At 74.5% G+C, this 14003-nt stretch carries 2 protein-coding genes; both read right to left on the reverse strand.

The annotated features are described in order from the left end of the window. On the reverse strand, window positions 1-952 hold a 952-nt coding region (locus ACWDBE_RS38675; RefSeq protein WP_449810318.1), incomplete at its 3' end, for a beta-ketoacyl synthase N-terminal-like domain-containing protein. Further along, on the reverse strand, window positions 949-14003 hold a 13055-nt coding region (locus tag ACWDBE_RS38680; protein WP_449810319.1), incomplete at its 5' end, for an SDR family NAD(P)-dependent oxidoreductase. The genes ACWDBE_RS38680 and ACWDBE_RS38675, both read right to left, overlap by 4 nt.

Consider the following 14003-nt stretch of genomic DNA (forward strand, 5'->3'; position numbering starts at 1 on the left):
GGGACGGCCCGTTGGGCGCGGTCAGCCCGTTGGAGGCACCGTCCTGGTTCACCGCGGAGCCACGGATGACGGCCAGCACCTGGTGCCCGTTGCGCTGGGCGTCCGAGAGCCGCTCCAGCACCAGGACACCGACGCCCTCGGCGAAGCCGGTGCCGTCCGCGCCCTCCGCGAACGCCCTGCAGCGGCCGTCCGGGGAGAGCCCGCGCTGGCGGCTGAACTCCACGAAGGTGCCGGGCGAGGCCATCACCGTCACACCGCCGGCCAACGCGAGGGAGGACTCGCCGCCGCGCAGCGACTGCGCCGCCAGGTGCAGCGCCACCAGCGAGGAGGAGCACGCCGTGTCGATCGACAGCGTCGGCCCCTCCAGACCGAGGGTGTAAGCCACCCGACCCGACACGATGCTGCCACTGCCGAACGCGCCGAAGTAGTCGTGGTACATCACCCCGGCGAACACACCGGTGCGGCTGCCCTTCAGCGAGACCGGATCGATCCCCGCACCCTCCAACGCCTCCCAGGAACTCTCCAGCAGCAACCGCTGCTGCGGATCCATCAACAGCGCCTCACGCGGCGAGATCCCGAAGAACCCGGCGTCGAACGCGCCGGCCTCGTGCAGGAACCCACCCTCGCGGACGTAGGACCTGCCCTCCAGACCCGGCCGCGGATCGTATAGGTCGACGTTCCACCCCCGGTCGGTGGGGAACGGCGTGATGCCGTCCCCGCCCTCGGTCACCAGCTCCCAGAGCTGCTGCGGCGAGGTCACCCCACCCGGATAGCGGCAGGCCATGCCCACGATCGCGATCGGCTCGCGCAGGGCCGCGGTCAGCTTGCGGTTCTGCTCCCGCAGCCGTTCGGTCTCCTTCAGCGAGGCCCGCAGGGCGTCGACCATCCTGGTGCCCGGGTTCTGCGGCTGCTCCTTGCTCCCACTCTTCGCCACCGGAGTACCCCCTGTCACAGCTCCTCCTGTCCACCGAAGTCGTCAAGGGCCAGGTTCATCAGGCTCTCGATGTCCATCGTGTCGATCGACTCGCCGCTCTCGCCGTCGTCGCCCTTCGACTCGGCGGCGGACTCCGCCTTGAGTCCGGCCAGTTCGAGCAGGCTGTCCAGCAGGCCGGCGTCGCGCAGCCGGGCCAGCGGGATCGCGCCCAGCGCCTGGCGCACCGCAGTCTCCTGCACTTCGCCGGCCGAGCCCTCGGCCGGGGCCAGTTCGGCTTCCAGGTGCCGGGCCAGCACCCTCGGGTTCGGGTAGTCGAAGATCAGCGTGGCCGAGAGCCGCAGCCCGGTGGCCTCGTTGAGCTGGTTGCGGAACTCCACCGCCGTCAGCGAGTCGAAGCCGAGTTCGCTGAATGCCCGGTCCAGTGCCACCTCGGTGACCCCGAGCACCCCGGCCGCCTGGGTGCCGACCAGCTCGAGCAGGAACGCGATCCGCTCCTGGCCGACCAGCCCGGCCAGGCTGCGCCGCAGCGCGGCCGAGGCCGTGGAGGCTGCCTGCGCCACCCGCCGCGCGGACGAGGAGCGCACCAGCCGACTCAGCAGCGGCGGGACCCGGTTGCCCTGGGCCAGGGCGGCCAGGTCGAGCCGTGCGGGCATCAGGACGGCTTCCGCCCGGCCGACCGCGGCGTCGAACAGGGCCAGGCCGGCCTCCTCGCTGAGGCTGCCCACCCCCGACTGGGCCATCCGGCGGCTGTCGGCCTCGCTGAGCCGGTCGGCCATGCCGCCGTTGCCCGACCACGCGCCCCAGGCCAGCGAGGTGGCCGGCAGGCCGACCGCCCTGCGGTGCAGGGCCAGGCCGTCGAGGAACGCGTTGGCGGCGGCGTAACTCGCCTGCCCGGGGCTGCCGAGCAGACCGGCCGCCGAGGAAAACAGGACGAACGCCGACAGCTGTCGGTCCTTGGTCAGCTCGTGCAGGTGCCAGGCCGCGTCCACCTTGGGTCGCAGCACGGCGGACAACCGCTCGGGCGTCAGCGAGGCGAGCGTCCCGTCGTCCAGCACGCCCGCGGAGTGCACCACCGCGGAGACCGGGTAGCGCGCCAGCACTGCGGCCAGCTCCTCCCGGTCGGCCAGGTCGCAGGCCAGGATGGTCACTTCGGCGCCCAGGCCGGCGAGTTCGGCGTGCAGCTCGGCGGCGCCGGGCGCCGCCTCGCCGCGCCGGCTGAGCAGCAGCAGGCTCGACACCCGGTGCTCGGTGACCAGGTGACGGGCCACCAGGCGGCCCAGTGCCCCGGTGCCGCCGGTGAGCAGCACCCGGCCGCTCCACTCGACGGGGGTGTCCGGTACGGCCTTCGCCGCCCTGGTGAGCCGCGGCACGTTGAGCACACCCGAACGCACCGCGATCTGCGCCTCGCCGCAGGCGACGGCGGCCGGCAGCAGGTGCCAACCCGGGTCGGCCTCGTCGTCGGCGTCGTGGTCGTCCAGGTCGATCAGCACGATCCGGTCGGGATTCTCCGACTGCGCCGTGCGGATCAGCCCCCAGGCCGCCGCAGCGGCCAGGTCGGTGACGTCCTCACCGGTCGGCGAGACCGCGCCACTGGTCGCCACGACCACGGTCGCCTGCGCGAACCGATCGTCGGCCAGCCAGGACTGCAGGCGGCCGAGCAGCGCGGCCAGGCCCTCGTGGACCGCCCGCGGATCGTCGCCGCCCGCCCAGGGCAGCACCAGGACGTCCACCGGGTCGGCCAGCGCCGCGAGCTCGTCGAGGTCGGCGACCGTACTGACCGTGGCGACCTGCACCTCCAGGGCGTCCAGCAGCCGCCGCCGGTGCGTGCCGAGCACCGCCCAGTGTCCGCCCGAGGGCACTGGGCCGCCGGTGAGCCCGGTCCACTCCAGGGCGAAGAGCGAGTCGTTGCCGCCGGCCGAGGCCAGCCGGTCCACCGCGACCTCGCGCAGCACCAGCGACTCCACCCGGGCCACCGGGGCACCGGCCCCGTCGGCGAGCTCGATCCGCACCGCGTCCGAGCCGGCCGGGCTGATCCGCACCCGCAGCGCCCGCGCGCCCACGGCGTACAGCTCGACCCCGCTCCAGGCGAACGGCAGGCTCATCCGGCGCGCCGCACCCGCCCGCAGTCCGATGGCGTGCAGTGAGGCGTCGAACAGTGCCGGATGAATGCCGAACCGATCGGTCTCCAGCGGGAGTTCGACCTCGGCGAAGACCTCGTCAGCCAGCCGCCAGGCGGCCCGCAGCCCCTGGAACAGCGGGCCGTACTCGGCGCCGAGCTCGGCCAGGCGCTCATAGGTCCCCTCCAGGTCGAGCGCCTCGGCGCCGACCGGCGGCCAGGCCTGCGACGTGCCGGGCGCCGGGGCCGAAGCGGCCCGCAGCAACCCGGTGGCGTGCAAGGTCCACGGGCCCCCGGCCTGGCGGCCGGGAGGTGCCCCCAGCTCGTCCGCCGTGCGGGAGTAGACCTGGAACGTCCAGGTCCCGGCATCGGCCGGACGCACGGTGCACTGCAGCCGGACCGTGCCCTGCTCGGGCAGCAGCAGGGGTTCGGCGATGGTCAGCTCCTCGACCGCGCCGGCCCCGAGGTCCGCGCCGGCCGCCAGCGCCATCTCGACGAACGCCGTGCCGGGCAGCAGCACCACCCCACCGACCGCGTGATCGGCCAGCCAGGGATGGCTCTGCAACGAGAGCCGTCCGGTGAACAGCGTGCCCTCGCCTCCCGCGAGGTCCACGGCGCTGCCCAGCAGCGGGTGGTCCACCGTCGCCCGGTAGCCCGCCGGCTCGCTCGCCATCCAGTACCGGCGGCGCTGGAAGGCGTACGTCGGCAACTCGACCGCGGCACCGGCCGGCAGCAGCCGCGCCCAGTCCACCGCGCCGCCGTGAACGTGGAAGGCGCCCAGGGCGGTGAGCACCGCCGCCGACTCCTGCCGGTCCTTGCGCAGCAGCGGGATCAGCGCGGCGTCACCGCTCGGACCCTCGGCGAGGTTCTCGGCGGCCAGCGCGGTCAGCACCCCGCCTGGACCGATCTCGACGAACCGGCACGCACCGGCCTCCTCCAGCGCCCGCACGCCGTCCGCGAAGCGCACCGCCTCGCGCACGTGGCGCACCCAGTACTCCGGTGAACACAGCTCCTGCGCGGCAGCCTGCGCGCCGGTCAGGGTGGAGACGACGGCGATCCGCGGCGGGTGGTACTCCAGCCCGGCGGCGACCTCGCGGAACTCGGCGAGCATCGGCTCCATCAGCGGCGAGTGGAAGGCGTGGCTGACCGCCAGCTCCCTGGTCCGCTCGAACCGCTCGGCGATCGCGCGCACCGCCGTCGCCTCGCCCGAGATCACCACGGAGCTCGGCCCGTTGACCGCCGCGATGCTCACCCGCTCGGTCAGCAGCGGCTCGATCTCGGCCTCGGTGGCCTTGATCGCCACCATCGCGCCGCCGGCGGGCAGCGCCTGCATCAGCCGGCCGCGCGCGGCGACCAGTCGGGCGGCGTCCGCCAGCGACCAGACCCCGGCCACGTGGGCAGCGGCGAACTCGCCGATGGAGTGCCCGGCCAGCAGGTCGGGGCGGATGCCCCAGGACTCCAGCAGCCTGAAGAGCGCGACTTCGAGCGCGAACAGGGCGGGCTGGGTGTACTCGGTGCGGTCCAGCAGCTCGGCCGAGGACAGCGCCTCGCGCAGCGGCCGGTCGAGTAGCGGGTCCAGCCGCTCGCACACCTCCTCGAAGGCGGCCGCGAAGGCCGGGAACGTGTCGATCAACTCCTCGCCCATGCCGACCAGTTGCGAGCCCTGGCCGGAGAAGAGGAACGCGGTGCGACCCGCTGTCGCGGTGCCGAGCGCCACGCTCGGCGAGGCATGGCCCTCGGTCAACGACCGCAGGCCGCGCAGGAGCTCGTCCCAGTCACCGCCGCTCACCGCCGCCCGGTGGGCGTGGTGGCCGCGGGCACTCGCCAACGCCGCCGCGACCTGGCGCGGATCGAGCTCGGCCCGCTCGCCCAGGTGGCTCAACAGCCGCTCGGCCTGCGCGCGCAGCGCCTGCGGGCTGTGGCCCGAGAGCAGCAGCGGAGCCTGCGGCTGCTGCTCCACCAGCACGGCAGCCTCCTCACCGGGAGCGCTGGGCGCGGCCTCGATCACCACGTGCGCGTTGGTGCCGCTGATCCCGAACGAGGAGATCCCGGCCCGGCGCGGGTGGTCGTACTCGGGCCATGCCAACGACTCGGTGAGCAGCCGGACGTGGCTGTCCGTCCAGTCGACGTGCCGGGACGGCTCGTCCACGTGCAGGGTCTTGGGCAGCACCCCGTGGCGGATCGCCTGCACCATCTTGATCACGCCGGCCACCCCGGCCGCGGCCTGGGTGTGTCCGATGTTCGACTTGATCGAGCCGAGCCAGAGCGGGCGCTCCTCGGTGTGCTCGCTGCCGTAGGTCGCGATCAGGGCCTGCGCCTCGATCGGGTCGCCCAGCGTGGTGCCGGTGCCGTGCGCCTCGACCAGGTCGACCTCGCCGCCGGGCACGCCCGCCGCCGCCAGCGCGCGGCGGATCACCCGCTGCTGGGCGGGACCGTTGGGGGCGGTGATGCCGTTGGAAGCGCCGTCCTGGTTCATCGCGGTGCCGCGCACCACGGCCAGCACCTGGTGGCCGTTGCGGCGGGCATCCGAGAGCCGCTCCAGCAGCAGGACGCCCGCGCCCTCGCCGAAACCGGTGCCGTTGGCGGCGTCCGCGAACGGGCGGCAGCGCCCGTCGCGCGACAGGCCGCGCTGCCGGCTGAACTCGACGAAGGTCCCCGGGGTGGCCATCACCGTCACCCCGCCGGCCAGTGCCAGGGTGCAGTCACCCTGGCGCAGCGACTGCACCGCGAGGTGCAACGCGACCAGCGAGGAGGAGCAGGCGGTGTCCACCGTCAGCGTCGGCCCCTCCAGGCCGAGCGTGTAGGCGACCCGGCCCGAGACCACACTGCCGGAGCCGTAGCTCTCGAAGTAGTCGTGGTACATCACGCCGGCGAACACCCCGGTCGCGCTGCCGCGCAGCGAGACCGGGTCGATGGCGGCCCGCTCCAGCGCCTCCCAGGCGGTCTCCAGCAGGACCCGCTGCTGCGGGTCGGTGACCAGCACCTCCTCCGGATCCATTCCGAAGAAGTCGGCGTCGAAGTCGCCCGCGTCGTACAGGAACGCGCCGTGCTTGGCGTAGCTGGTGCCGGGGCGGTCCAGGGTCGGGTCGTAGAGCGACTCCAGGTCCCAGCCTCGGTCGGTGGGGAACTCGCCGATGGCGTCCACCTCGCCGACGACCAGCTTCCACAGATCCTCGGGCGAGTTCACGCCGCCGGGGTAGCGGCAGCTCATCCCGATGATCGCGATCGGCTCCTCCGAGCGGGCGGGTGCGGCCTGCACCGGCACGGCCGCCAGGGTGCCGACCAGCTGGTCGAGCAGGTAGCCGGCCAGTTCGAGGGGGTTGGGGTAGTCGAACACCAAGGTGGCCGGCAGGCGCAGCGCGGTGGCCGCCGCCAGGCCGTTGCGCAGCTCGACCGCGGCCAGCGAGTCGAAGCCCAGCTCACGGAAGGCCTTGTGCGCTTCGACCGCCTCAGCCGAGCGGTGCCCGAGCACCGAGGCGGCTTGGCTGCGCACCAACTCCACCAGGAAGGGCTTGCGTTCGGCCTCGGCGAGGGCAGCCAGCCGGCCGCTCAGCGAGTCGGCGCCGGCGGCCGGCTGACCGGAGACGGCCTGGCGCCGGGAGCGCACCAGGGCGCGGAAGAGCGGTGACATGACGTCGCCTTGGGCCCGCAGTCCGGCCGGTTCCAGCTTCATCGGCAGCACGGCGGGGTGCCGGGAGTGCAGCGCCTCGTCGAAGAGCGCCAATCCCTCATCGGTGGCCAGGGCCGCCACGCCGCCCCGGGAGATCCGGGACAGGTCGGTGTCGTCCAGCGTGCCGGTCATCCCGCTGGCCTGCGCCCACAGGCCCCAGGCCAGCGACTGGCCCGGCAGGCCGAGCCGCCGGCGGTGGCCGGCCAGCGCGTCCAGGAAGGCGTTGGCCGCGGCGTAGTTGGCCTGCCCCGGCGAGCCGAGGGTGGCGGCGGCCGAGGAGAACAGGACGAACGCCTTGAGGTCGAGACCGGCGGTCAGCTCGTGCAGGTACCAGGCCGCGTCCACCTTGGGGCGCAGCACGGCATCCAGCCGCTCGGGCGTGAGCGAGGAGAGCACGCCGTCGGCGAGCACCCCGGCCGCGTGCACCACCGCGGTCAGCGGATGCTCCGCCGGGACCTTCGCCACCGCCTCGGCCAGCGCCGTGCGGTCCGCCACGTCGCAGGCGGCGGTGGTGACCTCGGCGCCGAGTTCGGTGAGCTCGGTGACGAGCTCGGGGGCCGCGCCGCGGCGGCTGAGCAGGAGTAGGTGCCGCACCCCCCACTCGGTGACCAGCTGTCGGGCGATCAGGGTGCCCAGTGCGCCGCTCGCGCCGGTCAGCAGCACGGTGCCCGCGGGGTCGAGCTCCAACCGTTCCTGGGCCCCGGCCGGTTCGGCCCGGACCAGCCGGGGCAGCCGGATGGCGCCGCCCCGGATCGCCAGGTGCGGCTCGCCCACGGCCAAGGCGGTGGGCAGCAGCGCTTCGGAGGCCGGGTCCTGGTCGAGCTCGACCAGGACGATCCGCTCGGGGTTCTCCGACTGCGCCGAGCGGACGAGTCCGGCCACCGCCGCACCGGCCAGGTCGGCGCCGGTGGCCACCAGCACGGTGGCCTCGCCCGCCAGTTGCTCGCGCAGCTGGTCGAGGACGGTGTGCACGGCTGCCCGAACCTCGTCTGCGCTGGTACCCGCCGGGCTGCGCAGCACCACCGGGTCGTGGGCGGGGTCGACGGCCGGGGTCGGCGCGGTGATCCACTCCACCTGGTAGAGCGCGCCCGCCCGCGCCGACTTGGCGGCGGCGGCGAGCTGTTCGGCCGGGATCGGGCGCAGGGCGAGCGAGCCGACGCTCGCCACCGGCGCGCCGTCGGCGTCGGCGAGCGTCAGCTCCACCGCGCCGCTCTGACCCAAGGGCTTGACCCGGACCCGCAGTTCCCTGGCGCCGGTCGCGTGCAGGCGCACCTCGGACCAGGCGAACGGCAACAGCGCCTCGTCCTCGGCGGCACCGGTCAGGCCGACCGTGTGCAGGGCGGCGTCCGCCAGGGCCGGGTGCAGGCCGTAGCCGTCCACCTGCTGGGCGAAGGCCACCTCGGCGTAGACCTCCTGACCCAGGCGCCAGGCGGCGCGCAGGCCCTGGAAGGCGGGCCCGTAGGCGAGTCCGGCCTCGGCGAGCTGTTCGTACACCCCGTCGAGATCGATCGGCTCGGCGCCGGTGGGCGGCCAGAGGGTGAGCTCCGGCTCGGCGGGCGCGCCGCCCGGGGCGAGCACACCGTCGGCGTGCCGGATCCAGGGCTCGTCGTCGGCCTCGCTCTCGGGGCGGGAGTAGATGCCGACCGGGCGGCTGGACTCCTCCACCGCGCCGACCACGACCTGCAGCTGCACCGCACCGTGCTCGGGGAAGACCAGTGGGGCATGGAGGGTGAGGTCGGCGACCCGGCCCAGGCCCACCTGATCGGCGGCCTGGAGGGCCAGTTCCAGGTAGCCGGTGCCGGGGAACAGCAGCTCCCCGCCGACCACGTGGTCGGCCAGCCACGGGTGGGTGCCGAGCGAGAGGCGGCCGGTGAGGACGGTGCCGTCGGTGTCGGCACGGGTCATCGCCGCACTCAGGATCGGATGGTCGGTCCGGGTGAGACCGGCCGAGGTGACGTCGGCGTTGCCGGAGACGCTGTCCAGCCAGTACTGCTCGTGCTGGAAGGCATAGGTCGGCAGCTCGACGCGGCGCGGGAGCAGACCCTCGAAGACCTGTCGCCAGTCGACCGCGACGCCGTGCGCGAAGGCCTCGCCGAGCGCGGCGGCGAACCGGGCCGGGCCGCCCTCCTCGCGGCGCAGCGAGCCCAGCGCCCGCACGCCGTCGAAGGTCTCCTGGAGGCCTACGGTGAGCACCGGGTGCGGGCTGCACTCGATGAACACGCCATGGCCCTTGCCGACCGCGGCCCCGGCGGCCTGCTCGAAGAGCACGGTCTGACGCAGGTTGGTGTACCAGTATTCGGCGTTCAGCTCGGTGGTGTCGACGAGCCCGCCGGTGACGGTCGAGTAGAACGGCACCTCGGCGGGAAGCGGCGAGACGTCCGCCAGGGTCTCCAGCAACCTGGTCCGGATCGCCTCGACCTGCGCGGAGTGCGAGGCGTAGTCCACCGGCAGCCGCTTGACCCGCATGCCCTCGTCCTTGAGCTGGGCCTGCAGGAGGTCCAGGGCGTCCACGAAGCCGGCGACCACGACCGATCCCGACCCGTTGCGCGCGGCGACGGAGAGCCGGCCGTCGAAGGCCGCCAATCGTTCCTCCACCTGGTCGACGGGCAGCGCGACCGACATCATGCCGCCCCCGCCGGACAGGTCCTGGGCGATGGCCTGGCTGCGCAGGGTGACGATCCGGGCGCCGTCCTCCAGCGACAGCGCACCGGCCACCACGGCCGCCGCGATCTCGCCCTGGGAGTGCCCGATCACCGCGGCGGGGCGCACCCCGTACGAGGTCCAGGTCCGCGCCAGCGAGACCATGACGGCCCAGAGCAGCGGCTGGACGATGTCCACCCGGTCCAGCGGGCCGTTCAGCTCGGCCAGCAGGTCCCAGTCGGTGAACGGCGCACAGGCGGCGGCGCACTCGGCCATCGCGGCCGCGAACACCGGCGAGGAGGCCAGCAGCTCGGTGGCCATGCCCTGCCACTGGGAGCCCTGGCCCGGGAAGACGAAGACCGGGCGGGAGCCGGTGGCGGTACCCTCGACCAGCCCGGGAGCGGTGCGCCCGGTGGCCAACGCGGCCAGCGAGTCGCGCAGCTCGGCGCGGTCCGCGCCGGCGATGGCCGCGCGGTGCTCGAAGTGGGCACGGGTGGTGGCCAGTGCGTGGGCCAGGTCCGCGGGCGCGAGCTGCGGGTTGGCGTCCACGAAGGCCAGCAGCCGTTCGGCCTGGGCGGGCAGCGCCGCCCGGGACTTCGCGGAGAGCAACCACGGGGCCGCGGTCGGCGCCGCGCTCGTCTCCGGCTGCTCGGCGACCTGCTCGGTGACGGCCTCGATGATGGTGTGGGCGTTGGTGCCGCTGATCCCGAAGGAGGAGATCCCGGCCCGGCGCGGCCGCTCGACCTCGGGCCAGGCCCGGGCCTCGGTCAGCAGCCGGACCTCGCCGGCCGACCAGTCCACGTGGGTGGAGGGCTCGTCCACGTGCAGGGTCTTGGGCAGCACGCCGTGGCGCATCGCCTGGACCATCTTGATCACGCCGGCCACACCGGCCGCCGCCTGGGTGTGACCGATGTTCGACTTGATCGAGCCCAACCAGAGCGGTCGGTCCCCACCACGGTCCTGGCCGTAGGTGGCCAGCAGCGCCTGCGCCTCGATCGGGTCGCCCAGCGTGGTACCGGTGCCGTGCGCCTCGACCACGTCGACGTCGCTCGCCGACAGCCCGGCGTTGGCCAGGGCCTGCTCGATCACCCGCTGCTGGGAGGGCCCGTTGGGCGCGGTCAGCCCGTTGGAGGCACCGTCCTGGTTGACGGCGGTGCCGCGGACCACGGCCAGCACCTGGTGCCCGTTGCGGCGGGCGTCCGACAGGCGCTCCAGGACCAGGACACCGACGCCCTCACCCCAGACCGTGCCGCCGGCGCCGGTGGCGAACGGGCGGCACTGCGCGTCAGGGGCGAGCGCACCCTGGCGGCTGAACTCCACGAACGGGTCCGGGGTCGACATCACCGCGACGCCGCCGACCAGGGCGAGGGTGGACTCGCCGCCGCGCAGCGACTGCGCCGCCAGGTGCAGCGCCACCAGCGAGGAGGAGCACGCCGTGTCGATCGACAGCGTCGGCCCCTCCAGACCGAGGGTGTAAGCCACCCGACCCGACACGATGCTGCCACTGCCGAACGCGCCGAAGTAGTCGTGGTACATCACCCCGGCGAACACACCGGTGCGGCTGCCCTTCAGCGAGACCGGATCGATCCCCGCACCCTCCAACGCCTCCCAGGAACTCTCCAGCAGCAACCGCTGCTGCGGATCCATCAACAGCGCCTCACGCGGCGAGATCCCGAAGAACCCGGCGTCGAACGCGCCGGCCTCGTGCAGGAACCCACCCTCGCGGACGTAGCTGGTGTCGGGGCGCTCGCGGGTCGGGTCGTAGATCCGGTCGATGTCCCAGCCCCGGTTGTCCGGGAAGGCGCTGATCGCGTCGCTCTCGCCGATCACCAGGTCCCACAGCTCCTGCGGCGAGGTCACCCCGCCCGGGTAGCGGCAGGCCATGCCGACGATCGCGATCGGCTCGTCGGTACGGGCGGCGCTCGCCCGGGCGGCCTTGCGCGGGCCGGACTTGACGCCGCTGAACCGGGTGACCAGGTAGCCGGCCAGCGCCTCGGGTGACGGGTAGTCGAAGACCAGCGTGGCGGGCAGCCGGTGGCCGGTCTCGGCGGTCAGGGTGTTGCGCAGTTCGACGGCGGCCAGCGAGTCGAAGCCGAGGTCCTGGAAGGCCCGGCCCGGGTCGATCGCCTCCGCGGAGGCGTGCCCAAGCACGGCCGCGACCTGGCCCCGGACCAGCTGGAGCAGCGCGTCCGCGCGTTCCTGCTCGCCGAGTTCGGCCATCCGGTCGGCGAAGGAGAACTCCGAACCCTCGACCGCCACCGCCTCGCGGCGCACCGTACGGCCCACCAGGGAGCGGAACACCGGGGCGAGCGCGGCGCCCTGGCGGCGCAGCGCCGCCAGGTTCAGCCGCACCGGGGCCAGGGCCGCCAGCCCGGTGGCCCTGGCCAGGTCGAAGAGCGCCACGCCGTCCTCGGCGGACAGCTCGGTCATGCCACCGCGCGAGATCCTCGCCCGGTCGGCCTCCTCCAGGGAGCTGGTCATGCCGCCGACCGGGGCCCAGGGCCCCCAGGCCAGCGAGAGGGCAGGCAGGCCGAGCGCGTGGCGCCGGGCGGCCAGCGCGTCCAGGAAGGAGTTGGCGGCCGCGTAGTTGCCCTGACCCGGTGCGCCCACCAGCCCGGCGACCGAGGAGAACAGCACGAAGGCGTGCAGCGGCGCGTCCGCGGTGAGCTCGTGCAGGTTGAGCGCGCCGTCCACCTTGGGCCGCAGCACGGCGTCGATCCGCTCGGGGGTCAGCGAGGCGACCACGCCGTCGTCGAGCAGCCCGGCGGCGTGCACCACGGCGGTGAGCGGATGCTCGGCCGGGATCTCGGCCAGCACCTCGGCGAGCGCGGCACGGTCGGCCACGTCGCAGGCCCGGACGGTGACCTGCGCGCCGAGCCCGGTGAGTTCGGCGGTCAGCTCGTCCGCGCCGCCGCGCCGGCTGAGCAGCAGCAGGTGGCGCGCGCCGAGGGCGGTGACCAGGTGCCGGGCGAGCACCGGGCCGAGGCCCCCGGTCGCGCCGGTCAGCAGGACGGTGCCCTCGGGGTCGAGCTCCGGCGCGGCCTCGGCGGTGAGCTCGGCGGCGGTCAGCCGGGCGGCGCGGGCCGCGCCGGCGCGGATTGCCACCTGCGGCTCACCACTGGCCAGTACGGAGGCGGCGAGCGCCTCGGCGTCGGCGTCCGCATCGAGGTCCAGCAGCACGAAACGGTCGGGGTTCTCCGACTGCGCCGAGCGCAGCAGGCCCCACACCGCGGCGCCCGCCAGGTCGGCCACCTCCTCCCCGGCGAGCGAGAGCGCGCCGCGGGTGACCACGATCAGCGGCCGTGGGTCCTCGTCCTGTGCCGCGGCCAGCGCCACGTGGACGGCCGCCCGGACGGCCTCGGCGTCGTTGCCCGCCACGCTGTGCAGGAGGCGGTAGTCGGCCTCGTCTGCCGTCTCGGCCAGTTGGATCGGGCTCCAGCCGAGCCGGAACAGCGCGTCGCTCGAAGGGCCCTGCTGCCGGCGCAGGTTGGTCAGCGGGCGGGAGGCCAGCGAGGTCACCGAGGCGACCGGGGCGCCGGTGGCGTCGGCCAGGTCGACGGCGAAGGAGTGCGCTCCGGTGGCGAGCAGCCGCACCCGCAGCACCGAGGCGCCGACCGCGTGCAGCGAGACGCCGGAGAACATGAAGGGCAGGCGGGCGGTCTCGTCGTCGGAGCCGTCACCGAGCAGGGCGAGCGCGTGCAGTGCGGCGTCGAAGGCGGCCGGGTGCAGGCCGAACCGGCCCGCGTCGGCGGCCGGGCGATCGGCCAGGCGGACCTCGGCGAACAACTCGTCACCGCGCTGCCAGGCGGCGTGCAGGGCCTGGAAGGTCGGGCCGTAGTGCAGGCCTGAGGCGGCGTGCCGCTCGTAGAGGCCGGCGGTCTCCAGCATCTCGGCACCGGCCGGCGGCCACTCGGTGAGGCGTTCACCCGTGCGCGCGGGCGCCTGGCCGAGCAGGCCGGAGGCGTGCAGGGTCCACGGGACTTCGGCGGCCGCGCTCTCGGCGCGCGAGTAGACGCTCACCGTACGACTGCCGGCGGCGTCGGGGGTGCCGACGGTGACCTGCACCCGGATGCCGTCCTGCTCGGGCAGGACCAGCGGCACCTCAAGGGTGAGCTCCTCCAGGTGGCCGCAGCCGACCTGGTCGCCGGCCCTGATGGCCAGTTCGACCATGGCGGTGCCGGGCACCACGACCCGGTCGCCGACCACGTGGTCTGCCAGCCACGGGTGGGTGCGCACCGAGAGCCGCCCGGTGAGCACCGCGCCGTCCGAGTCCGCCAGCATGGTGGCCGCGCCGAGCAGCGGGTGCTCGGTGGAGTCCAGGCCGGCGGAGGCGACGTCACCGACCGAGGCCGGGAGCTCGACCCAGAAGCGGCTGCGCTGGAAGGCAGTGGTGGGCAGGTCAACCCTGGCGGCCCCCGGGAACAGGGTGCCCCAGTCGGGCGAGCAGCCGGCGATGTGCAGTTGGGCCAGCGCGGTGAGCAGGGTGTCCGGCTCGGGGCGCTCGCGCCGGGTGGCGGCGGCGAGCACGGCCTCCTCGGAGTCCAGGCACTCGCGGGCCAGCCCGGTCAGCACCGCGTCGGGGCCCAGCTCCACGAAACGGGTGACGCCCGCGGCCTCCAGCGCCCGGACACCGTCGTGGAAGC

The organism is Kitasatospora sp. NPDC001132 (genome assembly GCF_053598415.1).